We start from the raw sequence: 25,840 nt of genomic DNA on the forward strand, positions 1-25,840 counted from the left end.
ATGAGCGCCGTGCTCTACGAACTCAACGAAGGCATCGCGACGCTCACGCTCAATCTGCCGTCCAAGCTCAACCCGATCGCGCTCGACCTGCAGCAGGAACTGCGCGAGTGCTTCGCGCGCGTGCGCGGCGACAGCCAAGTGCGCGCCGTGCTGCTCACCGGCGCCGGCAAGGCCTTCTGCGTCGGCGCCGACCTGAGCGCGATGCGCGAGCCCGAAGCCGGAAAGACGCTGGGCGACCAGACGGCCGACTGGATGCAGTCGACGAGCAATCCGCTGATCGAGGAACTGCGCACGCTGCCGGTGCCGGTCGTCTGCGCGGTCAACGGCCCGGCCGCCGGTGCGGGGGTCGGCCTGGCGCTGGCCTGCGACATCGTGCTGGCGGCGCGCAGCGCGTATTTCTACCTGCCCTTCCTGCCCAAGCTCGGGATCGTGCCCGACCTCGGCTGCACCTGGTTCATCCCGCGCCGGATCGGCCCGGCGCGCGCGCTGGGCATGGCGCTGCTCGACGAGAAGCTCGGCGCCGAGACCGCCGCGCAATGGGGCCTGATCTGGGCCGCGATCGACGACGACCTGCTGCTGCTCGATGCCTTGAAGATCGCGCAGCGCCTGGCGCGCCTGCCGGCGCATGCGGTGCTCGAGGCACGCCGCGCCATCGAGCGGTCGGAGCGCCATACGCTGCCCGAGCAACTGCACTACGAGAGCGAGCGCCAGCGCCAGCTGATCGAGCAGCCGAGCTTCGCCGAGGGCGTGACCGCCTTCCTGCAGAAGCGCCCGCCGGTCTTTCCGAAACGGTGAACAGGCCATGATCGAACGCACCCTCTTCGGCCCCGACCACGAGGCCTTCCGCGATTCCTTCCGCCGCTTCCTGGACAAGGAGATCGCACCCTTCCACGAGGCCTGGGAGGAGCAGGGCTACGTCGACCGGACGGTCTGGAACAAGGCCGGGGAGAACGGCTTCCTGTGCATGTCGCTGCCGGAAGAACACGGCGGCTCGGGTGCCGACCTGCTCTATTCGGTGATCCAGTTCGAGGAGCTCTGGGCCCGCGGCTTCACGGGCATCGGCTTCGGGCTGCACAGCGAGATCGTGGCGCCCTACATCCTTCGCTACGGCACCGAGGAACAAAAGCAGCACTACCTGCCCAGGCTCGCCAGCGGCGAGATGATCGGCGCCATCGCGATGAGCGAGCCGGCCGCCGGCAGCGACCTGCAGGCGGTGCGCAGCACCGCGCTGAAGCAGGCCGACGGCAGCTACCTGCTGAACGGCAGCAAGACCTTCATCACCAACGGCTGGCACGCCGACCTGGTGATCGTGGTCGCCAAGACCGATCCGGCCGGCGGCGCCAAAGGCACCAGCCTGTTCCTGGTGGAGCGCGGCACGCCCGGCTTCGAGAAGGGCAAGCGGCTGAAGAAGCTGGGCCTGAAGGCGCAGGACACCTCCGAGCTGTTCTTCGACGGCGTGCGGCTGCCGGCCGAGGCGCTGCTCGGCGGCGCGGCGCAGGAGAACCGCGGCTTCGTCTGCCTGATGGAGCAGCTGCCCTGGGAGCGGCTGCAGATCGCGATCAGCGCGGTGGCCGCCTCGCAGTCGGCCATCGACCAGACCGTGGCCTACGTGAAGGAACGCAAGGTGTTCGGCCAGCCCGTCGGGGCCTACCAGAACACCCGCTACACGCTGGCCGAACTGCAGACCGAGGTGCAGGTCGCGCAGGTCTTCGTCGACAAGTGCATCGAACTGCTGATGGTCGAGAAGCTCGACACCGCGACCGCCAGCATGGCCAAGTACTGGACCAGCGACCTGCAGTGCAAGGTGATGGACGAATGCGTGCAACTGCACGGCGGCTACGGCTTCATGTGGGAGTACCCGATCACGCGGGCCTACGCCGATGCCCGGGTGCAGCGCATCTACGGCGGCACCAACGAGATCATGAAAGAGGTGATCACCCGCGCGATGGGGCTGCCCGGGCGCTGAACGCCGCCACTGGCATGCGCGGAGAGGCTGCAGGACAATGCGCCATGCCCACGCTCAACGCCTTCTACGCCCAGTCCGGCGGCGTCACCTCCGTGATCAACGCCTCGGCCTGCGGCGTGATCGAGACAGCCCGCCGGCATCCGGACCGCATCGGCAGCGTCTACGCCGGGCGCAACGGCATCCTCGGCGCGCTGACCGAGGACCTGATCGACACCGGCCGTGAATCGGCCGAGGCGATCGCCGCCCTGCGCACCACGCCCTCGGGCGCCTTCGGCTCCTGCCGCTACAAGCTCAAGTCGCTCGAGAAAAACCGGCGCGAGTACGAGCGCCTGATCGAGGTCTTCAAGGCCCACGGCATCGGCTATTTCTTCTACAACGGCGGCGGCGATTCGGCCGACACCTGCTTCAAGGTGAGCCAGCTGTCGCAGTCGCTGGGCTATCCGCTGCAGGCGATCCACGTGCCCAAGACCATCGACAACGACCTGCCCCTGACCGACTGCTGCCCGGGCTTCGGCTCGGTCGCCAAGTACGTCGCGGTGTCGACCCTCGAGGCCTCGCTGGACGTGCGCTCGATGGCCGCGACCTCGACCAAGGTGTTCGTCATCGAGGTGATGGGCCGGCATGCCGGCTGGATCGCCGCGGCCGGCGGGCTGGTCGACGCGCAGGGCATTCCGGTCGTGATCCTGTTCCCCGAGATTCCGTTCGACCAGCCGGCTTTCCTCGCGCGCGTCGACGCGCTGGTGAAGTACCACGGCTACTGCACGGTGGTGGTGTCCGAAGGCTGCCACCACCCCGACGGCAGCTTCCTCGCCGAGCAGGGCAGCAAGGACGCCTTCGGCCATGCGCAGCTCGGCGGTGCGGCGCCCGTGGTGGCGCAGATGATCAAGGAGGCGCTGGGCCACAAGTTTCATTGGGCGGTGGCCGACTACCTGCAGCGCGCGGCCCGGCACATCGCCTCCGCCACCGACGTCAGGCAGGCCTACGAACTCGGCCAGCGCGCGGTCGAGCTCGCGCTCGAAGGCCGCAACGCGGTGATGCCGACGATCGAACGCACTTCGGACCTGCCTTATGCGTATCGCATCGGCACGGCGCCGCTCGATGCGGTGGCCAACGCCGAGAAGTTCATGCCGCGCGACTTCATCTCGGACGACGGCTGGGGCATCACCGACAAGTGCAGGCGCTATCTGCTGCCGCTGATCCAGGGCGAAGACTACCCGGCCTACCGCGACGGCCTGCCGGTCTACGTGACGCTCGACAACGTCGCGGTCCCGAAGAGGCTGCCGGCCTTCGAGGTCGCCTGATGGAAGCAGGAACACGCCCCGACCCTTCGCGCTGCCCCCTGTGCGGCGAGTCCAATCGCTGCGCCATGGAGATCGAGCGCGAGACCGGCCAGGCGCAGCCGCCCTGCTGGTGCATGGCGGCCGACTTCAGCGAAGCCTTGCTGGCACGCGTGCCGGCCGCCCAGCGCCGGCTGGCCTGCATCTGCGCGTGCTGCGCGGCGCAAGAGGCGCAAGAGGCGCAAGAGGCGGTTCAGGGCTGAGCGTTCGGCGGCGCCGGCACCCCGGCACCCTCTCGCGGCCCGGTGACCACCTGGTGGATGAACTGCAGCTTGCCGACCGCCGTGCGCGGCAGCACGAAGGGGTAGTAGTCGGGCTGGCCCATGCTGCGCGACAGCTCGTTGAGCACGTTGGTGAGGCGCACCCAGCCGTTGAGGAAGTCGAGGAAGCGCGCCGCGTCCGGATGCTCGGGCTGCCACAGGTCGGACAGGCCGAACAGGTCGCTGGTGAGTTCGACGTACTGCGCGTCGACGCCGAAACTCATCGCGGTGCCGGCGGTATCCGCCATGTGCAGGTAGTGGGCCCAGGTCTCGGCCCAGTCCTCCCAGGGGTGCGAACTCGCATAGCTGGTCACGAAGCGATCGGCCCAGTCGGCCGGCGGGCCGTTGTCGTAGTGGTTGCGCAAGGCCGTGGCGTAGTCGTCCCGCTCGTCGCCGAAGAGCCGGCGAAAGTCCTCGATCCAGGGCGTCGGCGCCACCAGCAGGTCCCAGTAGTAATGGCCGATCTCGTGCCGGAAGTGGCCCAGCAAGGTGCGGTAGGGCTCGCGCATCTCGGCCCGGATGCGCTCGCGCACGGCATCCTCGGCCTCCTCGGCATTGAGCGTGATGACGCCCATCTCGTGGCCGGTCATGACGTGCGGCCCGCCGGGCATGTGGCTCAGGAAGTCGAAGGCCAGGCCGTGCACCGGATCGCTCAGGCGCGTGACCACCGGCAGGCCCAGCGCGAGCAGTTGTGAGATCAGCCGGCGCTTGGCCAGTTCGAGGCTCCGCCACAGCGCGCCGTTGCCCTCGCGCGAAAGATCGGGGATGGTGCGCGTGACGCTGCACGACAGGCACAGCCCGGGCACCAGGCCGTCGATGCCGAAAGCCGGATCGTCGCCCCCTCGCGGCGCCGGCACCATCCAGTTGCAGGCCGCCGGGGTCATCAGGTTGGCGCAGCGGCGGTAGGCCTTGCCGTGGGTCTCGCCGAAGAGCGTGAAGGTGTCTGCCTCGGCGCCCTGGAAGTCGGCCGGCGCGAGCGGAACCACGCCCAGGCGCTCGACCACATAGCCCAGCGGCGTCAGGCAGGCCAGGCATTGGCTGTTGCGCAGGAAGACCGGCCGGCCGCATTGGCACCGGTAGGCGCGCGTCAGTGTCGGGGCCTGCAGTTCGGCCGCCAGCGAGGGGCCGCTTTCGGCGGCTGCGGGGGGCGCAGCGCGATCGTCGGTCGGAGATTCCATGTCGGTTGATTGTGGGCGTCCGCTGTGCGCCGCGCAGGAAAACGCCGATATCCTTGTAGGACAGCCCGAGCCCGGGCGTCCCGCCCTCCATGAACAATCCTCCCTTGCAGTCCCTGAGCAGCCGCTACGGCGCGCGCTACCGCTGGTACCTGCTTCTTTCCGTCATGGTGGGCGTGATGGCATCGATCATGTCGTCAACCATCGTCAACGTCGCCATTCCGGACCTGAGCCACCATTTCTCCCTCGGCCAGGAGCGCGCCCAGTGGGTCAGCTCCGGCTTCATGGTGGCGACGACCGTGTCGATGCTGACCACGCCCTGGCTGCTCTCGCGCTACGGCTACCGGCGGACCTACGTCGGCACCATGGTGATGCTGCTGGCGGGCGGCCTGACCGGCGGGCTGGCGACCGACTTCTCGCTGGTGCTGATTGCGCGCGTGGTCGAGGGACTGGCCGCCGGAGTCGTCCAGCCGATCCCGGCCATCATCATCCTGCGCGCCTTCCAGCCCCACGAGCAGGGGCGGGCCAGCGGCATCTTCGGCATGGGCGTGGTGCTGGCGCCGGCCATCGGCCCGAGCATCGGCGGCGTGCTGGTCGACCTGTTCGGCTGGCGCTCGATCTTCTTCATGGTGGTGCCCTTTTGCCTCGCCTCGATCTGGCTGGCCTACAAGTTCGTGCCGACCACGGCGCCGGGCGGCGTGGTGGCGGCGCGCAGCGACGGACTCGACTGGCGCGGCCTGGGGCTGGGCACCGTCGGCACCCTGTGCCTGCTGAACGGCCTGGTGGCGCTGCGCGGCGACTCGGCGCTGCACGCCGCGCTGCTGCTGGCTGGCGCCGGCATCGCCTTCGGCGCCTTCGTCGCCTGGCAGAAGCGCCTGGCCGCCGGCGGCGGCGCGCCGCTGATGAACCTGGCGCTGTTCCAATACCGGCAGTTCGCCATGGGCAGCGTGGTCGCCTTCATCTACGGCACGGCGCTGTTCGGATCGACCTACCTGCTGCCGGTCTACATGCAGGTCGGACTGCATCTGTCGGCCTCCCACGTCGGCACCATCCTGCTGCCGGCTGGCATCGTGCTCGCGCTGACCATCGCCGGCGTCGGCAGGCTGGCCGACCGGCATCCGACCTACCTGCTGGTCAGCATCGGCCTGGCGCTGCTGGCCGCCTCCTTCGCGCTGATGGTGGTGCTGCGACTGGCCAGCCCGCTGTGGCTGCTGGTGGCGTTCGCGATCATCGGGCGCATCGGCCTGGGCTTCATCCTGCCCTCGCTCAATCTCGGCGCGATGCGCCCGCTGGCCAAGCCGCTGATCCCGCAGGGCGCGAGCGCCATCAGCTTCCTGCGCATGCTCGGCGGCGCCGCCGGCGTGAGCCTGTGCGCGATCGTGCTCGAATGGCGGCTGGCCGCACACGGCGACTCGCTCTCCAACCCGGCCACCAGCGCGGCCCGGCTGGCGGCCTTCGACGAGGTGTTCGCGATGCTGGCCGGCCTGTGCGCGCTGGCCATCGTCGCGGCCTGGCAATTGAGAGTGAAGACGCCGGCCCCTGAGAACTGAGCGCGCGGCTGCGGTCTAATAGACCTCATGTGCCAGCTGCTCGGAATGAACTGCAACACGCCGACCGACGTGACCTTCAGCTTCACGGGCTTCGCCCAGCGCGGCGGCCGCACCGACCACCACGCCGACGGCTGGGGCATCGCCTTCTTCGAGGACCGCGGCCTCAGGCATTTCGTCGATCACCAGCCGGCCTGCGAATCGCCGGTGGCCGAGCTGATACGCCGCTATCCGATCCGCAGCCGCAACGTCGTCGCCCATATCCGCAAGGCCACCCAGGGCGCGGTGAACCTGCAGAACTGCCACCCCTTCGTGCGCGAGCTCTGGGGCCGCTACTGGGTGTTCGCCCACAACGGCGACCTGAAGGATTTCCGCCCGCGCCTGCACGGCAACTTCCATCCCGTCGGCAGCACCGACAGCGAGCACGCCTTCTGCTGGCTGATGCAGGAGCTTGCCAAGTCGCACGCCGACGTGCCGAGCGTCGAGGAGCTGACCCTCACGCTGCGCGAGCTGGCGCCGCGGCTGGCGGCGCACGGCACCTTCAACTTCATGCTGTCGAACGGGCAAGCGCTGTGGGCCCACGCCTCGACCCACCTCTGGTACGTCGAACGCCGGCATCCCTTCCTGACCGCGGAGCTGTCGGACGAGGACCTGAGCATCGACTTCGCCCAGCACACGACGCCGAATGATCGCGTGGCGGTGGTGGTGACCGCGCCGCTGACGACCAACGAAACCTGGACGGCGTTCGCGCCCCAGGAACTGGCTGTGTTCGTGGACGGGCAGCGGCGCGGATAGCGCCGCGCCCGGAGATCGAACAAGCGCCACTGGGGCGCTTGCTCGAGCAAACACCGATGCCGGTCAGTTTGTGGGGGCTTGCTTCTTGGCCGCCGCCTTGGCATCGCGCGCGTCGACCTTGGCCTGCCCTGCCTTCGCGGCCTTGCCGCCGCTGGCCTCAGGATTGAGTTCAGAACTGTTGGCTTCGTCGCCCGTCGGCTTCTTCACCATGCCCTGGGGCTTGGCGTTGGCCTTGTTCTGGCCTGCCGCGGGGGGGGGGCGGCCGCTGGGGGCGCGCATCCACCTTGGTTTGGGCGCGGTTTTGCGCCTTGCTGTTCGTCACCGGTTGCTGTTCCGACGATGTGCCGGCCGGATTCTGGGCATAGGCGCCTGCCGCGAACAGGCCGGCGATCATGACTGCGAGAAGTTTGCTCATTGCGTAACCTTCCTTGGGAGTTGGCGGTCGATTCGCCTCGCCATCAGCAGAGGTCAGACCACAACAACCGCCTGGGACCCAAGGTTGACAGGGTTCACGACGGCGGCAACCGGCGGCTGGTCGCCGCCCGTCTTCATCAGTATCCGTCAGGTGGATCACTTGGGCAATCCGTAACCCAACTGACGCTCGTGCCGTATCGAGAGCAACACTACTTCTCGCTCAGAATGGGCGTATAGCACGACGTGGCGAGCCGGCTCCAGCTCCCGCGGCCAGCCGCTGGCAGGCGCAGTACCGGGCCTTGCGCCCGCTCGAAGTGCGCCTCGCGCGCCACAAGTCGCTGCACGACCGGTTGCTGCTGATCGATCGCACGGAGGTCTGGAACCTGTCGCAGTCGATCGCGGACTTCGCGAGGAAGTCGCCCGCATCGATCGAGCGCAGCAGCGCGGCCATCGGCAAGGAGAAGGCGGCCGCCTACCTGGGCCTGTGGACTTGCGCGACGCCGGTGGTCTGACGCCAGCGCGCGGCGATGCGCTCGACCATCAGCCCTGCACTTCCGCCTCCAGCGCATCGATGAACATCGCCGGCACGTCGAAGCCGGTCTGCTCGGTGATCTCCTGGAAGCAGGTCGGGCTGGTCACGTTGATCTCGGTCAGCGAGCCGCCGATCACGTCGAGGCCGATCAGGAGCAGGCCCCGCTGGCTCAGCACCGGCCCGATCGCCTCGGCGATCCGGCGGTCGTCGTCGGTCAGCGACTGCGCCACGCCCTTGCCGCCGGCCGCGAGGTTGCCGCGCACCTCGGTGCCCTGCGGGATGCGCGCCAGGCTGTAGGGCACCGGGCGGCCGCCGATCACGAGCACGCGCTTGTCGCCCTCCGAGATCTGCGGCACGAAGCGCTGCACCATGATCGTCTCGGCGCCGTTCTTGTTGAGCGTCTCGACGATCGAGCCGAGATTCAGCGCGTCGGCCTTGACCCGGAAGATGCCCATGCCGCCCATGCCGTCGAGCGGCTTCAGGATGATGTCCTGGTGCTCGGCATGGAAGGCGCGCACGGAGGCCGCGTCGCGCGTCACCAGCGTCGGCGTGGTGAACTCCGCGAACTCCATGATCGCGAGCTTCTCCGGGTGGTCGCGCAGCGAGCGCGGCTTGTTGACCACCCGCGCGCCCTCGCGCTCGGCCTGCTCGAGCAGGTGGGTGGCATAGATGTACTCGGCGTCGAAGGGCGGGTCCTTGCGCATCAGCACAACGTCGTAGCCCTTGAGCGGCCGCTCCTGCACCGGCTCTTCGCGAAACCAGTCGTCGGGGTCGCCGGTCAGCACGATCGCACGCGCCTTCGCGGTCACCGGCTGGCCGCGCTGCCAGCCCAGGTGGCGCGGCTCGCAGACCGAGAGCGTGTGGCCGCGCCGCTGGGCCTCGCGCATCATCGAGAAGGTGGTGTCCTTGTAGATCTTGAACTGATCCAGCGGGTCGGCAACGAAGAGGATGTGCATGTCAGGAGGTCTTTCCGGCGGCCGGAGCCGAAGCCGTGGAGGAGGGTGTCGCGACGGGCCGCTCGGCCGCCGATCGCTCGTCGAGCCTGATCTTGCCGGCAGGCGCGATGTCCTTGCCGGCGTGGGGTTTGCGGCCGAGCTGCTGGATGCCGAGCGCCACGGCGCCGGCCGCCACACCCCAGAAGGCCGAGCCGATGCCCGCGAGCGTGACGCCCGAGAGCGTGACCAGGAAGGTGATCAGCGCCGCCTCGCGATGCGATTCGTCGCGCACCGCAGCCGCCAGCCCGCCGCCGATGGTGCCCAGCAGCGCCAGGCCGGCGATGGTCGCGACCAGTTCCTTCGGAAAGGCGGTCAGCAACCCCGTCACCGCGGCGCCGAACAGGCCGATGACGACGTAGATCGCGCCGCAGCTGACCGCGGCGGTGTAGCGCCGCGCCGGGTCCTCGTGCGCCTCGCGGCCCATGCAGATGGCGGCCGTGATGGCGCTGAGATTCAGCGCGAAGGCCCCGAAAGGCGCCAGCACCAGCGTGAAAAGGCCGCTGATCGTGATCAGCTTCGACACCGGCAGCTGGTAGCCCGCGGCGCGGATCGCGGCGACGCCCGGCAGGTTCTGCGAGGCCATGGTGACGACGAAGAGGGGCAGCGCCAGGCTGACCACCGCCTGCCCGCTGAAGACCGGCATCGTGAATACCGGCAGGGCGAGGCTGAAATGCACCGCGCTCCAGGCCAGTTCGCCGCGCGCAGCGGCGAAGGCGATGCCGACGCCCAGCGTGAGCGGCACCGCGTAGCGCGGCAGCGCGCGCTTGGCCGCAAGATAGGTGCCGAGCATCAGCAGCACCAGCGGCAGCGCCGTCTGGGCGGCAATGAAGGCCTGCAGCCCGAAGCGCGCCAGCACGCCGGCCAGCAGCGCCGAGGCCAGCGCCATCGGGATCCTGTTCATCACGCGCTCGAACCAGCCGGTGGCGCCGGCCAGGGTCATCAGCAGGGCGCAGACGATGAAGGCGCCGACCGCCTCGTTCATGCTGTAGCCGGCACCCGCGACCGCCAGCACCGCGGCGCCGGGCGTGCTCCAGGCGATCATCACGGGCTTGCGCCACCACAGCGAGGGCAGCGCCGAGGCCAGGCCCATGCCGAGGCCCAGCGCCCACATCCAGGAGGAGATCATCTCGGGCGTGGCGCCGAAGGCCTGCGCGGCCTGGAACACGATCGCCACCGAGCTCGTGAAACCCACGAGCACCGCCACGAAGCCCGCGCTGAAGGCCGAGAGGCTCAGATCCTTGAAGAAACGCATGATTCGATTGTGCCGCGGTGTGACCGGCCCCCTTCCAGGAACACCGCGGAACCGGCTTCGCCGGGCCGCTGGTGTTGCCCCCGGTAGGGGGTGGGCGGGCTACACGAAGTGAGCCCAACCTGGGGGCGAGCTAAATCTCGATTTTGGAGCCGAGCTCGACGACGGCGTTGTTGGGCAATCCGAGGAAGTCGGCCGCCCCGCTCGCGTTGTGGTGCATCTGCGCGAACAGCTTTTCGCGCCAGGGCGCCATGCCGCTGCCCAGCGTCGGGATCACGACGTCGCGCGACAGGAAGTAGCTGGTCGCCATCGGCTCGATCTGACAGCCGCGCAGGCGCGCGTTCTCGAGCGCGCGCGGCAAGTCGATCTCGTTCTTGAAGCCGTAGTGCACCACCACCTGCCAGCAGTGGTGGCCCAGGGCCTCCATCTCGATGCGCTTGTCCATCGGGATCCACGGCACCTCGTGGTTGCGCACCGTCACGAACAGGTTCTGGTCGTGCAGCACCTTGTTGTGCTTGAGGTTGTGCAACAGCGCATTGGGAACCACGCCGGGCTCGGCGGTCATGAAGACCGCGGTGCCGTCGACCCGCGCCGGCGGGCTCACGAAGACCGAGTCGAGGAAGCCGCGCAGGTCGATCGCCTCCGCCAGTTGGGTCTCGCCCATCAACCTGCGCCCTTCCTTCCAGGTCAGCATCAGCATGAAGATCGAGCCGCCGATCACGAGCGGGAACCAGCCGCCGTCGAACAGCTTGAGCAGGTTCGAGGCGAAGAACAGGAAGTCGACCAGGAAGAAGGCGCCGGTGGCCGCGATGCACAGGAACAGCGGGTACTTCCAGGCGTAGCGGATCACGAAGAAGGTCAGCACCGTGGTGATCAGCATGTCGGTGGTCACGGCAATGCCATAGGCCGCCGCGAGATTGCTCGACGAGCGGAACATCACGACCGCCAGCACGATCGCGACGAACAAGCCCCAGTTGACGAACGGGATGTAGATCTGGCCCGCCGTGCGGACACTGGTGTGCTCGATGTTCATGCGCGGCAGGTAGCCGAGCTGGATCACCTGGCGCGTCACGCTGAAGGCGCCGGTGATCAGGGCCTGCGAGGCGATCACGGTGGCGGCCGTCGCGAGGAACACCAGCGGCAGCAGCGCCCACTCGGGCGCCATCATGAAGAAGGGGTTCTTGACCGCCAGCGGGTTCTCCAGCAGCAGGGCGCCCTGGCCGAAGTAGTTGAGCGTGAGCGCCGGCATGACGACCGAGAACCAGGCGATGCGGATCGGTCTCTTGCCGAAGTGGCCGAGGTCGGCGTAGAGCGCCTCGGCGCCGGTCACGCACAGCACGGTGGCGCCCAGGATGATGAAGCTGGTGCCCGGGTTGTTCCACATGAAGCGCAGCGCGTAATGCGGGCTCATCGCCTTGAGGATCTCGGGATGGGTGACGATCTGCGACACGCCGAGCAGCGAGATCGCCAGGAACCAGGCCAGCGTCACCGGGCCGAAGAAGCGGCCGATGCCGGCGGTGCCCCGCTTCTGGACCACGAACAGGCAGAACAGCACGACCAGCGTGATCGGGATCACGTAGTGGCGGAACTGCGGCGACACCACCTCCAGGCCCTCGACCGCCGACAGCACCGAGATCGCCGGCGTGATGACGCCGTCGCCATAGAAGAGCGAGGTGCCGAAGATACCCACCACCAGCAGCACCCGCCGCAGCCGCGGCTTGTCGACCACCGCCTGCGAGGCCAGCGCGAGCATCGCCACCAGCCCGCCCTCGCCCTCGTTGTCGGCCCTGAGCACGAGCACCACGTACTTCAGCGAGACGATCACCGTCAGCGTCCAGAAGAACATCGACAGGATGCCGTAGACGTTCTCGACCGTGAACGGGACGTGACCGTGGCCGAACACCTCCTTGACCGCGTACAGGACGCTGGTGCCGATGTCGCCGTAGACGACACCGATGGCCGCGAGGATCAGCGCAGCGGAGGAGGATTTAGGGGCGGACACGGGGTCGGTGCAAAGGGTCGCGGGCGTGCAGCACACCGCGCGGCGCCTCGGAGGCCCGCTTCGGCCGCTTCGTCGCCTTCCACCCTGTCGTTTGCATTGTTATGGGGCCGCTATTTTGCCGTTGTAGCGATCGCCTGCAAGCTATAAACCGGAATCATTCATAAACTTCGGCATCCGGGTCGGTGGCCTCGAGCTCGTAGCTGGCCGCCACCATCGCGAGCCGGCCGATCACGCCGTACATGTAGAAGCGGTTGGGCGCGCTGGCACCGGGCTTGGCACCGGGCTGAGGTAAGTGCGCACTCTCCGAAAATGCCAGCGGCACGAAGCTGGCGCCCGGCAGGTTGAGGTTCTCGTCCGGCTTGCGCTCGGCATGCACCCGATAGAAGCCGCCGACCACGTAGCGGTCCATCATGTAGACCACCGGCTCGGCGACCCCGTTGTGCACCCGCTCGTTGGTCAGCACGCCTTCCTGGACGATCAGGTCGCCGAGCTCCTGGCCCTCCTTGGCGGCGCCGGCCTTGCTGGCGCGCGGACGGCGCACCAGGGCTTCGATCTCCTTGGCGTCGCGCACCGTCATGACGCCCAGGCCGGCGGTGCCGTTGTCGGTCTTGACGACCACGAAGGGCTTCTCGTTGATGCCGTATTCCTTGTACTTGCGGCGAACCTTGGTCAGCAGCGCGTCGACGTGGCTGGTCAGCACGTCGATGCCCTGGCCGGTGGCGAAGCTGACGTCGGCGGCCCTGGCGTACATCGGGTTGATCAGCCAGGGGTCGATGCCCAGCAGCTTGCCGAAGCGCTTCGACACTTCTTCGTAGCTGTGGAAATGGTTGCTCTTGCGGCGCACCGACCAGCCCGCATGCAGCGGCGGCAGCAGGTACTGCTCGTGCAGATCCTCGAGGATCCCCGGCGTGCCGGCCGACAGGTCGGTATTGAGCAGGATCGTGCAGGGATCGAAGTGCTTCAGACCCAGCCGGCGCTTGCTGCGCACCACCGGCTCCAGGCACACCGTGTCGCCGTTGGGCAGCTCGATCTTCTTCGTCGACTTGATCGCCGGGTCGATCGAGCCCACGCGCACGTTGAGCCCGGCCATGTGGAAGATCCGCACCAACTGCGCCACGTTGGCCAGGTAGAAGGTGTTGCGCGAGTGGTTCTCGGGGATCACGAGCAGGTTGCGCGCCTCGGGGCAGATCTTCTCGATCGCGGCCTGGGCCGCCTGCACCGCCAGCGGCAGCATCTCCTGCGTCAGGTTGTTCCAGCCCCCGGGATAGAGGTTGGTGTCGACCGGCGCCAGCTTGAAGCCGGCATTGCGGATGTCGACCGAGCTGTAGAACGGCGGCGTGTGCTCCATCCATTCGAGCCGGAACCAGCGCTCGATGGCGGGCGTGGAATCGAGCACCCGCTGCTCGAGTTCGTTGATGGGGCCGGTCAGGGCGGTGACGAGATGGGGGACCATGCGGGCGGCCTTGTTGGATTTGTATCTGAAGCTAGCTAGGCGGAATTGTAGATTTGGGGGCGAACGCCCTGATCACAATCTAAAGGTGTGGCTCGCCCCCAGGTTGTCCAGCACTTCGTGTGCGGGCGCCCACCCCCTGCCGGCAACACCAGCGGCCTGGCAACGCCAGTTCCGCGGTGTTCACCAACGGGCCAGGCTACGCCGGCCGGTCGCCGGGGCTCAAGTCCTGACTTCGCCTTGGCCCAGGACCACGTACTTCAACGAGGTCAGGCCCTCGATCCCCACCGGCCCACGCGCATGGAACTTGTCGGTGCTGATGCCGATTTCGGCGCCCAGGCCGAACTCGAAGCCGTCGGCGAAACGGGTGCTGGCGTTGACCATCACGCTGGCCGAATCCACCTCGCGCAGGAAGCGCTGGGCGTTCATGTGGTCGCGCGTGACGATCGCATCCGTGTGGTGGCTCGAGTAGCGGTTGATGTGCGCGATGGCCTCGTCCACGCCCTCGACCACCTTGATGCTGATGACCGCGGCCAGGTATTCCTCGGACCAGTCGGATTCGACCGCATCGATCACCTTGTCGGCCGGCAGGTGCGCGCTCTCGGCACGCAGGATGTGGGCGGCCGCCCGGTCGCAGCGCATCTCCACGCCCTTGGCCGCGAAGATCGCGCCGATCTCCGGCAGGAAGGTCTCGGCGATCGAGGACGCCACCAGCAGGCCTTCGGCGGCGTTGCAGGGGCTGTACTTCTGGGTCTTGGCGTTGTCGACGATCTTCAGCGCCATGTCGAGTTCGGCCGTGTGGTCCACGTAGACGTGGCAGTTGCCGTCCAGGTGCTTGATGACCGGCACCCTGGCGTCGCGGCTGATGCGCTCGATCAGGCCCTTGCCGCCACGCGGAATGATGACGTCGACGAACTGCGGCATCGCGATCAGCTGGCCCACGGCCTCGCGGTCGGTGGTGGCGACCAGCTGCACCGCGTCGACCGGCAGGCCGGCCTCCTCGAGCGATTCGGCCACCAGCCGGGCCAGCGCCTTGTTCGACTCGATCGCTTCCGAGCCGCCGCGCAGGATCGCCGCGTTGCCGCTCTTGATCGCCAGGCTCGCGGCCTCGATGGTGACGTTGGGCCGGCTCTCGTAGATCATGCCGAAGACCCCGATCGGCACCCGCATCTGGCCGACCCGGATACCGCTGGGCTGCTGCTTCATGCCGATGACCTCGCCGATCACGTCGGACATCGCGGCCAGCTGTTCGCAGCCCTGGGCCACGGTGTCGATGACCTTCGGCGTGAGCTTGAGGCGATCGACCATCGGCGCCGACAGGCCGGCGCCCTCGGCGCGCGCCAGATCCTTCGCATTGGCCTCGGCCAGCGGCTCGCCCGCGGCGCGCAGCCGGCGCGCCAGCGCCTTCAGGGCCTTGTTCTTGGTGGCGGCATCGGCCCGCGCCATCAGGGCCGAGGCCTGCTTGGCCTGCAGCCCGAGCGTCTGGACGTACTCGGAGACATTCAACGTATTCATCCCCGGATTATGTCGCTCGCCCCCAGGTTGCCCGGCACTTCGTGTCCGGGCGCCCACCCCCTGCCGGGGGCGCAGTCGGCGGCCCGGCCTAGCCGGTTCCGCGACTGCCCATCAATGGGCGCGCTGCGCGCAGCCGAAAAAAAGGTACGGCGCCGTCTCTTTTCCCGGCCGGCGCAGCCAGGCCCGTAGGTGGAACACCGCGGATCTGGCTTTGCCAGGCCGCTGGTGTTGCCCCCCTTGGGGGGAGGCGCCGTCAGGCGCTTCGGGGGGTCATCCCCTCGGGGCGCAGGCCCGGCACAACATGAACGCGAGGCGCTGCAGGGCCTGCCACCCATTGGCCGGCCAGTCGGGCTGTTTCAGCCCTTTCACGATGCCATCGACCACGTGCGCGGCGCGCAGCATGCGCGCCAGTGCCCGATCGTCCAGCCGCGGCAGCACCCGCTCGAAGGCACGCTCGCGCGGCCCCCAGATGCGGTTCTCGCGCAGCGCCATCGGCAGCGGCCGGCCGGCCGCCATCGCGTCCTTCACGCGCTTCAGTGCCCGGATGTCCTCGGCCAGCGTGTAGTGCACCAGCACCTCGGCCTCGCCCTCGGCCTGCAGGCCCTCGAGCATGCGCGCCACGCGCTGCGGGTTGCCGGCCAGCACGGCGTCCGACAGCTTGAAGACGTCGTAGCGCGCGACGTTGTTGACCGCGCCCTCGACCTGCTCCCAGCCCAGCTCGCCCTCGGGGTGCAGCAGCGCGAGCTTCTGGATTTCCTGGTGGGCGGCCAGCAGGTTGCCCTCGACCCGGTCGGCGAAGAACTGCAGCGTGCGCTGGCCCTCCTCGCCGGCTTTCACGCGCTGGCCCTGCAGCGCGAGCCGCTGCGCGATCCATTGGGGCAGCGCGGCGCGTTCGATGGTCTCGATCTGCAGGCTGACGCCGTGGTTCTCGAGCGCCGCGAACCAGGCGGCGCTGCGGGTCGCCTTGTCCAGCCGCGGCAGCAGCACCAGCGTGAGGGTGCTGTCGTTGCCGGGCGCGGCCTCGGCGATCTGCTGCAGCGCGGCGCTGCCGTCCTTGCCGGGCTTGCCCGAGGGGATTCGGATCTCGACGATCTGGCGGTCGGCGAACAGGCTCAGCGAGCCGCCCGCCGCGAGCACCGCGCTCCAGTCGAAGTGCGCGCCGGCCACGGTGTACGCACTGCGCTCCGTATAGCCCTGGGTGCGCGCTGCGGCGCGGATCGCATCGGCCGCCTCCTGCGCCAGCAGCGGCTCGTCGCCATGGATGGCATAGAGCGGCGCCACCCGCTTCGCGAGGTGGGCGGAGAGTTGCGAAGGATTCAGCTGCATCAGCGCCTAGCCCCAACACCGACCAGGCGCCGGCATGCCGGCCGGCGAAGCCAGGCCCGTTGGCGAAACACCGCGGAACCGGCTTCGCCGGGCCGCTGGTGTTGCCCCCGGCAGGGGGTGGGCGCCCGGACACGAAGTGCCGGGCAACCTGGGGGCGAGCGTCATTTGATCGCAGCCAGGCGGCGCAGCACCTGCTGGGCGATGTCGTTCTGCATGTCGCGGAACAAAAGCTCGGCCTCGCCTTCCTTGGCGAGTGCGGCCGTCTCGTTGTAGGTGATGTCGCGCGACTGCTGGATCTCGGTCGGTCCGAGCAGCTCCTTGCCGCCCCGGCCCCGCACCCTGAAGCGCAGGGACAGGACCAGCTGCAGTTCGCGCACCTGGCCGTCGGGCGTGGTCGACAGCACGATGTTGTTGCGGCTTTCGCCGAGGAGCTCCAGGACCGCATCGGCCTTCTCGGCCTGGTCGGCGGGCAACACCTCCACGGTGCCGGCGGCCCTGAGCTGCCGCCGCAGGTAGTTCGAGAACGGGGACGTGCCCGTCACGGCGATGCTGTTGAAGGCAAACGTCGGCGCCTTGCGCAATTCGAAGCCGCAGCCCGCCAGCGCCAGCGCCGCCGCGACGGCCAGAAAGCCGCGCCGCGACGGCAGCGGCGCGCGTCCGATCGCCCGGCTCATAGCACCACGTTGACCAGCCGGCCCGGCACCACGATCACGCGCTTGGCGTCCGCGCCCGCAGCGTGCTGCACGAAGGCCTCGCAGGCGAGCGCGATGGTCTCGATCTCCTGCTTGCTGGCGCTGGCCGGCACCCGCAGCGCGCCGCGCAGCTTGCCGTTGATCTGCAGCATCAGCTCGATCTCGTCCTGTGCGAGCGCGCCGACATCGACCATCGGCCAGGGGGCATCGAGCAGCCCGCCCTGGTCCTTGTCGTAGCCGAGCTCGTGCCAGAGCTGGTGCGTGATGTGCGGCGTCGCCGGATAGAGGCAGCGCAGCAGGAGCCCGAAGCCCTCGCGCACCGCCGCGCGGTCGCCCGCATCGGCCGCCGCCGGCTTGAAGCCTTCCAGCGCATTGAGCAGTTTCATCGCGCCCGACACCACGGTGTTGTACTGCATGCGCTGGTAGTCGTAGTCGATCTGGCGCAGCACGGTGTGCAGTTCGCGCCGCAGGGCCTTGGCATTCTTGCCGTAGACCGGCGGCTGGGCCGCGCTACCGGCATCGGCCGCCACGCCATGCTGCGCGACGCCGAAATTCCAGACCCGGCGCAGGAAGCGATAGCTGCCCTCGACCGCCGCGTCGTTCCACTCGAGGGTGGCCTCGGGCGGCGCGGTGAACATCGTGTAGAGCCGCGCCGTGTCGGCGCCGTACTTCTCGATCAGGTCCTGTGGATCGACGCCGTTGCGCTCGCTCTTGCCCATCTTGCCGACGCCGCCGTAGTCGACCTGCGTGCCGTCGGCCGTGGTGCCGCCGCTGATGCGGCCCTGGGCGTCGAGCACCGGCGTCACCTCGGAGGGCGGGAAGTAGTCCTTGCCGCCCTTTTCGTTGCGCTTGTAGAAGATGTGGTTGAGCACCATGCCTTGCGTCAGCAGCTTGCTGAAGGGCTCGTCGACCTTCACCAGGCCGAGGTCGCGCATCACCTTGGTCCAGAAGCGCGCGTAGAGCAGGTGCAGGATCGCGTGCTCGATGCCGCCGATGTACTGGTCCATCGGCATCCAGTACTTCGCGCCGTCGGCCACCATGGCCTCGTCATTCGTCGGATCGCAGTAGCGCATGAAGTACCACGAGCTGTCGACGAAGGTGTCCATCGTGTCGGTCTCGCGTCGCGATGGCTTGCCGCAGACCGGGCACACGACGCCGGCATGGAAGCCTTCGTGCTTGGCCAGCGGATTGCCCGAGCCGTCGGGCACGCAGTCGGTCGGCAGGACCACCGGCAGGTCCTTCTCGGGCACTGGTACCGCGCCATGCTCCTCGCAATGGATGATCGGGATCGGCGTGCCCCAGTAGCGCTGGCGGCTCACGCCCCAGTCGCGCAGGCGCCAGGTGGTCTGCATCTCGCCCAGGCCCTTCTGTCCGAGCGCGTGGGCCACCGCCGTGACCGCCTCGGCGTAATGCATGCCGCTGAAGTTGTCGGAGTTGATGGTCACGCCGCGCTGCTTGTCGGCGTACCAGTCCTGCCAGCGGTGGTAGTTGAAGTGCGGCTCGTCGTCGACCAGCACGACCTGGATGATCTCGATGCCGTACTTGTTGGCGAAGGCGAAGTCGCGCTCGTCGTGCGCCGGCACGCCCATCACGGCGCCGTCGCCGTAGTTGATCAGCACGTAGTTGCCGACCCAGACCGGGATCGGCTCCTCGGTGATCGGATGGATCACGGTCAGGCCGGTGGGGACGCCCTTCTTCTCCTGCGTGGCGAGCTCGGCCTCGGTCGTGCCGCCGCCCTTGCACTCGGCGATGAAGGCCGCGACCGCGGGGTTCGACTTCGCGGCGTGCGCGGCCAGCGGATGCTCCGGCGCCACGGCGCAGAAGGTCACGCCCATGATGGTGTCGGCACGGGTCGTGAAGACGTACATGCGGCCGCCCTGGATCAGGTGGCCCTGGTCGTCCTTGATCCTGTGCGTGAAGGCGAAGCGCACGCCTTCGCTCTTGCCGATCCAGTTCTCCTGCATCAGCTTGACGCGCTCGGGCCAGCCCGGCAGCTTGTGCTGGGTGTGCTCGAGCAGTTCTTCGGCGTAGTCGCTGATCTTGAGGTAGTAGCCCGGGATCTCGCGCCGCTCCACGGTGGCACCGGTGCGCCAGCCCTTGCCGTCGATCACCTGCTCGTTGGCCAGCACGGTCTGGTCGACCGGGTCCCAGTTGACGACCTGCGTCTTGCGGTAGGCGATGCCCTTTTCGAGCATCTTGAGGAACAGCCACTGGTTCCACTTGTAGTAGCTCGGATCGCAGGTGGCGATCTCGCGGCTCCAGTCGATCGCCAGCCCCATGGCCTGCAACTGGCCCTTCATGTAGGCGATGTTCTCCTGGGTCCACTTGGCCGGCGGCACGCCGTTCTTGAGCGCCGCGTTCTCGGCCGGCAGGCCGAAGGCGTCCCAGCCCATCGGCATCAGGACGTTGTAGCCGCTCATGCGCAGGTAGCGCGTGAGCATGTCGTTGATGGTGTAGTTGCGCACGTGGCCCATGTGCAGCTTGCCGCTGGGGTAGGGCAGCATCGAGCAGGCGTAGTACTTCTTCTTGCGCGCGTCCTCGGTCACGCGGTAGGCGTCGGCCGCATTCCAGTGGGCCTGGGCGGATGACTCGACGTCGGCGGGTTTGTAGCTGGGGTTCATTGGCACTCGGCAATCAGCCCGGCGCCAGGCGGCCGGGGGAAGGCGAATTATCGCGGGTCCCGCGATGGCCCACTTCTCGCATGCCACAATGTTTTCAAACCCGAGAGGCACGCATGGTCAATGACTGGTGGCGGGGCGCGGTGATCTACCAGATCTACCCGCGCAGCTTCATGGACAGCAACGGCGACGGCATCGGCGACCTGCCGGGCATCACCGCACGGCTCGACCACGTGGCCGATCTGGGGGCGGACGCGATCTGGATCTCGCCCTTCTTCCGGTCGCCGATGAAGGATTTCGGCTACGACGTGTCCGACTACCGGTCGGTCGACCCAATGTTCGGCACGCTGGACGACTTCGACGCCCTGCTGGCGCGGGCCCACGCACTCGGCCTCAAGCTGATCATCGACCAGGTACTCTCCCACACCTCCGACCAGCACGCCTGGTTCACGGCCAGCCGCGCCAGCCGCACGAATCCGCAGGCCGACTGGTACGTCTGGGCCGACCCGAAGCCCGACGGCACGCCGCCCAACAACTGGCTGTCGGTGTTCGGCGGCCCGGCCTGGCAGTGGGACTCGCGCCGGCGCCAGTACTACCTGCACAGCTTCCTGGCCGAGCAGCCCGACCTCAACTTCCACTGCCCGGCAGTGCAGGACACGCTGCTCGACGAGGTGCGCTTCTGGTGCGAGCGCGGCGTCGACGGCTTCCGCTTCGATGCCTGCAACCACCAGTTCCACGATGCGCAATTGCGCGACAACCCGCCGGCCGGCGGCGGCGCCGTGAGCACGGTGCGCGCCGACAACCCCTATGCGATGCAGCAGCACCTGCACGACAAGAGCCAGCCCGAGAACCTGCTGTTCCTCGAGCGGCTGCGCCGCCTGCTCGACGGCTACGGCGCGGTGGCGCTGGGCGAGGTCGGCGACGAGAACGCGCCGCCCGTGATGGCCCGCTACACCGAGCGCGGCAAGCGGCTGCACCTGGCCTACAGCTTCAGCCTGCTGACCCGCGAGCACAGCGCGCGCCATCTGCGGGAGCAGGTCGAGGCGCTGGACAGCGCCCTGGCGGCCACCGACGGCTGGGGTTGCTGGGCGGTCTCGAACCACGACGTGCCGCGGGTCGCCAGCCGCTGGAACACCAGCGGCTCGGCCGATACCCGGCGCGATCGGCTCTGGCTGGCGCTGCTGCTGTCGCTGCGCGGCAGCGCCAGCATCTACCAGGGCGAGGAGCTCGGCCTGCCCGAGGCCGAGGTGCCGTTCGAACGGCTGCAGGACCCGTACGGGCTCGCCTTCTGGCCCGAATTCAAGGGCCGCGACGGCTGCCGCACCCCGATGCCGTGGCTGGCCGGCCAGGCGCATGCGGGTTTCACGCACGGCCAGCCCTGGCTGCCGGTGTCCGAGGCCCACCTGCCGCTGGCGATCGACCGCCAGACCGGCGATCCGCGGTCGATGCTCGCCTTCAGCCGTGCGCTGCTGCGCTGGCGCCGCGGCCAGCCGCTGCTGCACACCGGCGCCATGACATTCTTCGACGCGCCGGAGCCGCTGCTGTGGTTCGAGCGCCGCGAGGGCGACCGGGCGCTGCAGGCGGTGTTCAACCTCTCGGCCGAACCGGCCGAGTTGGCTCTGCGCCAGCCGCTCGCGGCGCCGGCCGGGTCGCCGTTCGACGGCGCGCAGCTCGATGGGCGCACACTCTCGTTGCCACCATTCGGCGTCTTCTTCGGAGAGCCACGCGATGCTGCCTGAAGCCGAGGTCCGTGCCCTGATGCGAGCCGAGCACGGCGATCCCTTCGCCGTGCTCGGCCCGCACCAGGACGGCGAGGGCCTGTGGGTGCGGGCGCTGCTGCCGGGCGCGCAGGCCGTGGCCGTGCTGCATTCGGGCTCGGGCTGGCCGTTGGCCCAACTCGACCGCCAGGGCGACAGCGACCTGTTCGCGGCCCTGGTGCCGGCCTCGCAGGCCCGGCTCGGCTACCGCCTCGAGGTCGACTGGGGCTCGCACGGCTCGCTGCTCGAGGATCCCTACCGCTTCCCGCCGGTGCTCGGCGCCACCGATGTCTGGCTGCTGGCCGAGGGCACGCACCTGCGGCCCTTCGAACAGCTCGGCGCGCACCTGCGCGAGATCGAGGGCGTGCGCGGCGTCGCCTTCGCGGTCTGGGCGCCGAACGCGCGCCGGGTCTCGGTGGTGGGCGACTTCAACCAGTGGGACGGCCGGCGCCACATGATGCGGCTGCGCCGCGAGTGCGGGGTCTGGGAGATCTTCGCGCCCCAGCTGGCACCGGGCGACGCCTACGAGTTCGAGATCCTGTCGGCCCAGGGCCAGGTGCTGCGCAAGACCGACCCCTTCGGCTTCTCGGCCCGCCTGCGGCCCGATACCGCCTGTGTCGTGCAACCGCTGCCGGCGCCGGTGCCGCTCCCGCCCGGGCGCGCCGCAGCCAATGCGCGCGACGCGCCGCTCAGCATCTACGAGGTTCACCTGGGCTCGTGGCGGCGCAAGAACGGCCATGAGTGGCTCGACTACCGCGAACTGGCGGCGACGCTGGTGCCCTACGCGCGCGACATGGGCTTCACTCACATCGAGCTGCTGCCGATCAGCGAGCATCCGTTCGACGGCTCCTGGGGCTACCAGCCGATCGGGCTCTACGCGCCGACCTCGCGCTTCGGCACGCCGGGGGATTTCCGCGCCTTCGTCGAGGCCGCGCATGCGGCCGGACTGGGCGTGATCCTCGACTGGGTGCCGGCGCACTTCCCGACCGATGCGCACGGCCTCGCGGGCTTCGACGGCACCGCGCTCTACGAATATGCCGACCCGCGCGAGGGCTTCCACAACGACTGGCAGACGCTGATCTTCAACTACGCCCGGGTCGAGGTGCGCAACTACCTGGTCGGCAATGCGCTCTACTGGCTCGAGCGCTACGGCATCGACGGCCTGCGGGTCGACGCGGTGGCCTCGATGCTCTACCGCGACTACAGCCGCAAGCCGGGCGAATGGGTGCCCAACGCCGAAGGCGGGCGCGAGAACCTCGAGGCGATCGAGTTCCTGCGCCGCATGAACCGCGTGGTCGGCGTCGAGCGGCCCGGGGCCGTGACCATCGCCGAGGAGTCGACCAGCTTCCCCGGCGTCACGCGGCCGCCGGAGCACGGCGGCCTCGGTTTCCACTACAAATGGAACATGGGCTGGATGAACGACACGCTGGCCTACACCGGCATCAACCCGATCTACCGCAAGCACCACCACCAGAAGATCACCTTCGGCCTGATGTACGCCCACAGCGAGAACTTCGTGCTGCCGCTGTCGCACGACGAAGTGGTGCACGGCAAGGGTTCGATGCTCGGGCGCATGCCGGGCGACAGCTGGCAGAAGTTCGCCGGGCTGCGCAACCTCTACGGCTACCTCTGGGCCTATCCCGGCAAGAAGCTGCTTTTCATGGGCGGCGAGTTCGCGCAGGACGCCGAATGGAACGCCGACCGCAGCCTGGACTGGCACCTGCTGGAGCAGGCGCCGCACCAGGGCGTTCGGCGGCTGGTGCGCGACCTCAACAACGTCTACCGCCACTACCCGGCGCTGCACGAACTCGACTGCGAGGCCGCCGGCTTCGAATGGATCTGCCACAACGACGCCGAGCAGTCGGTGTTCTCCTTTGTCCGGCGGGCGCGCGACGGCAGCTTCGTGGTGGCGGCGTGCAACTTCACGCCGGTGCCGCGGATCGGCTACCGGCTCGGCCTGCCGGCGGCCGGCAGCTACCGGGAGATCATCAACACCGACCACCACGTCTACGGCGGCAGCGGGGTGGGCAATGGCGTGATCGCGAGCGAACCGGTGGCCTGGCACGGGCAGGCGCAGTCAGCCGAGATGTCGCTGCCGCCGCTGGCGACCGTGATGTGGGTCCTGGCGTGAGCGACGGCGCCCCCTACCCCCTGGGCGCCACCCCGGGCCCCGACGGCGTCAACTTCGCGCTGGCCGCCCCCAACGCCACCGCGGTCGAGCTGTGCCTCTTCGACACCACCGGCGCGCACGAGCAGCAGCGCCTCGCGCTGGGCAGCCGCACCGACGGCGTCTGGCACATGCGCCTGCCCGGCGCCCGCCCGGGCCTGGTCTACGGCTGGCGCGTCCACGGCCCGTGGTCGCCGCACGAGGGCCAGCGCTTCAACCCGGCCAAGCTGCTGCTCGACCCCTATGCCCGCGAGGTGGTCGGCCGCTATGGCGGCGAAGACCTGTTTCTCGGGCACGACCCCGCGCAGCCGGCGCAGCGCGACCGCCGCGACAACGCCGCCGTCGCGCTCAAGGCCCGCGTCACTGCGCCGCTGCCGCCGTCGGGGCCCGCGCGGCGGCCCCGCGTTGCCGCAGGCGACCGCGTGCTCTACGAGCTGCACGTCCGCGGCCAGACCCGGCGCCACCCCGAGGTGCCCGCCGCCCTGCGCGGCAGCTATGCCGGCCTGGCCGAACCGGCCGTGCTGGACCACCTCCAGCGGCTCGGCGTCACCACGCTGAACCTGATGCCGGTGCAGCACCGGGCCGACGAGTCGCGGCTCCTCGCACAGGGCCTCAGCAACTACTGGGGCTACAGCCCGATCGGCTGGTCGGCGCCCGAGACGCGCTACTGGAGCGGGCGCCCCGGCACCACGCCCTCGACCGAATTCCGCGCCATGGCCGATGCGATCCACGCCCGCGGCCTGGAACTGGTGATCGACGTGGTCTTCAACCATAGCGGGGAAACCGACGAACTCGGGCCGACGCTGAGCCTGCGCGGCATCGACAACGCGCTCTACTACCACCTGCGGCCGGACGACCGCGGGCGCTACGAGAACTGGACCGGCTGCGGCAACTGCCTGAACCTCGCCGAGCCGCGGGTGGTGCAGCTGGTGATGGACAGCCTGCGCCACTGGGTCACCGAGCTCGGGGTCGACGGTTTCCGCTTCGACCTGGCGCCGGTCCTGGCGCGCCGCGGCGGCGGCGAGTTCGACCCGCGGGCGCCGCTGCTGGCCAGCATCGCCCAGGACCCCGTGCTGGCGCGCGCGCTGCTGATCGCCGAACCCTGGGACATCGGTCCGGACGGCTACCGGCTCGGCCAGTTCCCGCCCGGCTGGCTCGAATGGAACGACCGCTTTCGCGACACCCAGCGCGGCTTCTGGCTGCATCGCAGCGCGCGCCTCGGCGAGTTCGCCCGGCGCTTCACCGGCTCGAGCGACGCATTCGCGCGCCTCGACCGAAGCCCGACCGCCAGCGTCAACTTCGTCACCGCCCACGACGGCTTCACGCTGCGCGACCTGCTCAGCTACAACGAGCGCCACAACCTCGCCAACGGCGAGGGCAACCGCGACGGCCACGGCCACAACCTGAGCCGCAACTGCGGTGTCGAGGGCGAGACCGACGACCCGACCGTACAGGCCGAGCGGCATCGGCTGCAGCGCGTGCTGCTGGCGGCGCTGCTGCTCGCGCAGGGCACGCCGATGCTGCTGGCCGGCGACGAGCTCGACCACACGCAGCGCGGCAACAACAACGCCTACTGCCAGGACAACGACACCACCTGGCTGGACTGGCGCCGCGCCGACGGCGGCCTGGCCGCCTTCGTCGGCCGGGTGCTGGCGCTGCGCCGCGAAGCCGGGCCGCTGCGCAGCACGCGCTGGTGGCCGGCCGTCCCCGAGCCGGGCGCCACCGCGCTGCGCTGGCTGGCGCCCGAAGGCCATGCGATGACTGCCGTCGACTGGGAGCGCGGCGGCCGGCATGCGCTGGCGATCCTGTTCGAGGCCGCGACAGCGCCCGCGAGCTGGCTGGTGCTGGTCAACGCCGAAGAGGCCGAGGTCGATTTCAGGCTGCCGCCCGGACGCTGGCGGTGCCGGCTGGCGAGCGATTCGAAGGACGGCGCCCCACCCGCCTCGCCGCTCGGCGACACGCAGCGAGTGCCGCCCGGCAGCCTCTGGGTGGCGAAAAACAGCGCGGCCGGATCAGCGCCGGAGTGCTAGGCTGGATTCACCG

General features: G+C 69.2%; 20 protein-coding genes. 10 read left to right on the plus strand and 10 right to left on the minus strand.

Annotated elements, in window-relative coordinates:
• From AC1DYK_RS30165 to AC1DYK_RS30180, 4 genes are read left to right on the plus strand one after another with little or no spacing between them, the layout of a single operon-like run.
• Positions 1-795: an enoyl-CoA hydratase-related protein gene (locus tag AC1DYK_RS30165; protein ID WP_478169657.1), complete on the plus strand. Its 795-nt coding sequence runs from the start codon at positions 1-3 to the stop codon at positions 793-795.
• 7 nt (positions 796-802) lie between these two features.
• Positions 803-1,966 (plus strand): acyl-CoA dehydrogenase family protein, encoded by a 1,164-nt coding sequence (locus AC1DYK_RS30170; RefSeq protein WP_478169658.1) that lies wholly within the window; start codon positions 803-805, stop codon positions 1,964-1,966.
• Positions 1,967-2,010: 44 nt separating this feature from the next.
• Positions 2,011-3,267, plus strand: a complete 1,257-nt coding sequence (locus AC1DYK_RS30175) for a 6-phosphofructokinase (protein ID WP_478169659.1) — start codon at positions 2,011-2,013, stop codon at positions 3,265-3,267.
• Positions 3,267-3,506 (plus strand): cysteine-rich CWC family protein, encoded by a 240-nt coding sequence (locus AC1DYK_RS30180; RefSeq protein WP_478169660.1) that lies wholly within the window; start codon positions 3,267-3,269, stop codon positions 3,504-3,506. Before AC1DYK_RS30175 ends, AC1DYK_RS30180 begins: the two co-directional genes overlap by 1 nt.
• Here AC1DYK_RS30180 and AC1DYK_RS30185 read toward each other — a convergent pair.
• The gene (locus tag AC1DYK_RS30185) at positions 3,497-4,741 is read right to left on the minus strand and encodes a zinc-binding metallopeptidase family protein (RefSeq protein ID WP_478169661.1); all 1,245 of its coding nucleotides are present in this window, start codon (positions 4,739-4,741) and stop codon (positions 3,497-3,499) included. The genes AC1DYK_RS30180 and AC1DYK_RS30185 overlap by 10 nt on opposite strands.
• A gap of 89 nt (positions 4,742-4,830) precedes the next feature.
• Here AC1DYK_RS30185 and AC1DYK_RS30190 point away from each other — a divergent pair, with 89 nt between their 5' ends.
• Both AC1DYK_RS30190 and AC1DYK_RS30195 read left to right on the plus strand, forming a co-directional pair.
• Positions 4,831-6,288, plus strand: coding sequence for an MFS transporter (locus AC1DYK_RS30190; RefSeq protein WP_478169662.1), 1,458 nt, complete (start codon positions 4,831-4,833; stop codon positions 6,286-6,288).
• 27 nt (positions 6,289-6,315) lie between these two features.
• Positions 6,316-7,080, plus strand: coding sequence for a class II glutamine amidotransferase (locus tag AC1DYK_RS30195; protein ID WP_478169663.1), 765 nt, complete (start codon positions 6,316-6,318; stop codon positions 7,078-7,080).
• Between the two features lie 63 nt (positions 7,081-7,143).
• Here the strand turns inward: AC1DYK_RS30195 and AC1DYK_RS30200 are convergent, their stop codons facing one another.
• Entirely contained in the window at positions 7,144-7,290 is a 147-nt protein-coding gene (locus tag AC1DYK_RS30200; RefSeq protein ID WP_478169664.1) for a hypothetical protein, read from the minus strand.
• Positions 7,291-7,793: 503 nt separating this feature from the next.
• On the opposite strand from AC1DYK_RS30200, the gene AC1DYK_RS30205 reads away from it, so the two are divergent.
• A complete protein-coding gene (locus AC1DYK_RS30205; RefSeq protein ID WP_478169665.1) occupies positions 7,794-8,006 on the plus strand; it encodes a hypothetical protein in 213 nt (70 codons plus the stop codon).
• Between the two features lie 28 nt (positions 8,007-8,034).
• On the opposite strand, the gene gshB is transcribed toward AC1DYK_RS30205, so the two are convergent.
• The 8 genes from gshB to leuS all read right to left on the minus strand — a co-directional run bounded on the left by gshB (position 8,035) and on the right by leuS (position 19,876).
• Positions 8,035-8,982, minus strand: a complete 948-nt coding sequence (gshB, locus tag AC1DYK_RS30210) for a glutathione synthase (RefSeq protein ID WP_478169666.1) — start codon at positions 8,980-8,982, stop codon at positions 8,035-8,037.
• A 1-nt stretch (position 8,983) separates the two neighbouring features.
• The gene (locus AC1DYK_RS30215) at positions 8,984-10,273 is read right to left on the minus strand and encodes a benzoate/H(+) symporter BenE family transporter (RefSeq protein WP_478169667.1); all 1,290 of its coding nucleotides are present in this window, start codon (positions 10,271-10,273) and stop codon (positions 8,984-8,986) included.
• 130 nt (positions 10,274-10,403) lie between these two features.
• Positions 10,404-12,272, minus strand: a complete 1,869-nt coding sequence (locus AC1DYK_RS30220) for a potassium transporter Kup (RefSeq protein WP_478169668.1) — start codon at positions 12,270-12,272, stop codon at positions 10,404-10,406.
• Positions 12,273-12,426: 154 nt separating this feature from the next.
• Positions 12,427-13,725: a glutamate--cysteine ligase gene (gshA, locus tag AC1DYK_RS30225; RefSeq protein ID WP_478086709.1), complete on the minus strand. Its 1,299-nt coding sequence runs from the start codon at positions 13,723-13,725 to the stop codon at positions 12,427-12,429.
• Positions 13,726-13,944: 219 nt separating this feature from the next.
• Positions 13,945-15,237, minus strand: coding sequence for a glutamate-5-semialdehyde dehydrogenase (locus tag AC1DYK_RS30230; RefSeq protein ID WP_478169669.1), 1,293 nt, complete (start codon positions 15,235-15,237; stop codon positions 13,945-13,947).
• Between the two features lie 270 nt (positions 15,238-15,507).
• Positions 15,508-16,563: a DNA polymerase III subunit delta gene (gene holA / locus AC1DYK_RS30235; RefSeq protein WP_478169670.1), complete on the minus strand. Its 1,056-nt coding sequence runs from the start codon at positions 16,561-16,563 to the stop codon at positions 15,508-15,510.
• Positions 16,564-16,724: 161 nt separating this feature from the next.
• Positions 16,725-17,237 carry an LPS-assembly lipoprotein LptE gene (locus tag AC1DYK_RS30240; RefSeq protein ID WP_478169671.1) on the minus strand — a complete coding sequence of 171 codons (513 nt, stop codon included), beginning with the start codon at positions 17,235-17,237 and terminating at the stop codon, positions 16,725-16,727.
• Positions 17,234-19,876 carry a leucine--tRNA ligase gene (gene leuS / locus AC1DYK_RS30245; RefSeq protein WP_478169672.1) on the minus strand — a complete coding sequence of 881 codons (2,643 nt, stop codon included), beginning with the start codon at positions 19,874-19,876 and terminating at the stop codon, positions 17,234-17,236. The genes AC1DYK_RS30240 and leuS overlap by 4 nt, the downstream gene beginning before the upstream one ends.
• Before the next feature lie 113 nt (positions 19,877-19,989).
• On the opposite strand from leuS, the gene AC1DYK_RS30250 reads away from it, so the two are divergent.
• The 3 genes from AC1DYK_RS30250 to glgX are packed head-to-tail and all read left to right on the plus strand — an operon-like array spanning position 19,990 to position 25,827.
• On the plus strand, positions 19,990-21,612 hold the full coding sequence (locus tag AC1DYK_RS30250; protein WP_478169673.1) for an alpha-glucosidase: 1,623 nt from the start codon (positions 19,990-19,992) through the stop codon (positions 21,610-21,612).
• Positions 21,602-23,761 carry a 1,4-alpha-glucan branching protein GlgB gene (gene glgB, locus AC1DYK_RS30255; RefSeq protein WP_478169674.1) on the plus strand — a complete coding sequence of 720 codons (2,160 nt, stop codon included), beginning with the start codon at positions 21,602-21,604 and terminating at the stop codon, positions 23,759-23,761. The genes AC1DYK_RS30250 and glgB overlap by 11 nt, the downstream gene beginning before the upstream one ends.
• On the plus strand, positions 23,758-25,827 hold the full coding sequence (glgX, locus tag AC1DYK_RS30260; RefSeq protein ID WP_478169675.1) for a glycogen debranching protein GlgX: 2,070 nt from the start codon (positions 23,758-23,760) through the stop codon (positions 25,825-25,827). The genes glgB and glgX overlap by 4 nt, the downstream gene beginning before the upstream one ends.
• The last annotated feature ends 13 nt before the right edge of the window (positions 25,828-25,840 follow it).

The sequence above is a fragment of the Variovorax sp. P2_H12 genome, from assembly GCF_056403395.1.

What these genes read in the sequence shown, in the direction of transcription:
- AC1DYK_RS30165 (WP_478169657.1), top strand. Translation starts at nt 1, where the DNA reads ATGAGCGCCGTGCTCTACGAACTCAACGAAGGCATCGCGACGCTCACG.
- AC1DYK_RS30170 (WP_478169658.1), top strand. Translation starts at nt 803, where the DNA reads ATGATCGAACGCACCCTCTTCGGCCCCGACCACGAGGCCTTCCGCGAT.
- AC1DYK_RS30175 (WP_478169659.1), top strand. Translation starts at nt 2,011, where the DNA reads ATGCCCACGCTCAACGCCTTCTACGCCCAGTCCGGCGGCGTCACCTCC.
- AC1DYK_RS30180 (WP_478169660.1), top strand. Translation starts at nt 3,267, where the DNA reads ATGGAAGCAGGAACACGCCCCGACCCTTCGCGCTGCCCCCTGTGCGGC.
- AC1DYK_RS30185 (WP_478169661.1), bottom strand. Translation starts at nt 4,741, where the DNA reads ATGGAATCTCCGACCGACGATCGCGCTGCGCCCCCCGCAGCCGCCGAA.
- AC1DYK_RS30190 (WP_478169662.1), top strand. Translation starts at nt 4,831, where the DNA reads ATGAACAATCCTCCCTTGCAGTCCCTGAGCAGCCGCTACGGCGCGCGC.
- AC1DYK_RS30195 (WP_478169663.1), top strand. Translation starts at nt 6,316, where the DNA reads ATGTGCCAGCTGCTCGGAATGAACTGCAACACGCCGACCGACGTGACC.
- AC1DYK_RS30200 (WP_478169664.1), bottom strand. Translation starts at nt 7,290, where the DNA reads ATGGTGAAGAAGCCGACGGGCGACGAAGCCAACAGTTCTGAACTCAAT.
- gshB (WP_478169666.1), bottom strand. Translation starts at nt 8,982, where the DNA reads ATGCACATCCTCTTCGTTGCCGACCCGCTGGATCAGTTCAAGATCTAC.
- AC1DYK_RS30215 (WP_478169667.1), bottom strand. Translation starts at nt 10,273, where the DNA reads ATGCGTTTCTTCAAGGATCTGAGCCTCTCGGCCTTCAGCGCGGGCTTC.
- gshA (WP_478086709.1), bottom strand. Translation starts at nt 13,725, where the DNA reads ATGGTCCCCCATCTCGTCACCGCCCTGACCGGCCCCATCAACGAACTC.
- AC1DYK_RS30230 (WP_478169669.1), bottom strand. Translation starts at nt 15,237, where the DNA reads ATGAATACGTTGAATGTCTCCGAGTACGTCCAGACGCTCGGGCTGCAG.
- holA (WP_478169670.1), bottom strand. Translation starts at nt 16,563, where the DNA reads ATGCAGCTGAATCCTTCGCAACTCTCCGCCCACCTCGCGAAGCGGGTG.
- AC1DYK_RS30240 (WP_478169671.1), bottom strand. Translation starts at nt 17,237, where the DNA reads ATGAGCCGGGCGATCGGACGCGCGCCGCTGCCGTCGCGGCGCGGCTTT.
- leuS (WP_478169672.1), bottom strand. Translation starts at nt 19,876, where the DNA reads ATGAACCCCAGCTACAAACCCGCCGACGTCGAGTCATCCGCCCAGGCC.
- AC1DYK_RS30250 (WP_478169673.1), top strand. Translation starts at nt 19,990, where the DNA reads ATGGTCAATGACTGGTGGCGGGGCGCGGTGATCTACCAGATCTACCCG.
- glgB (WP_478169674.1), top strand. Translation starts at nt 21,602, where the DNA reads ATGCTGCCTGAAGCCGAGGTCCGTGCCCTGATGCGAGCCGAGCACGGC.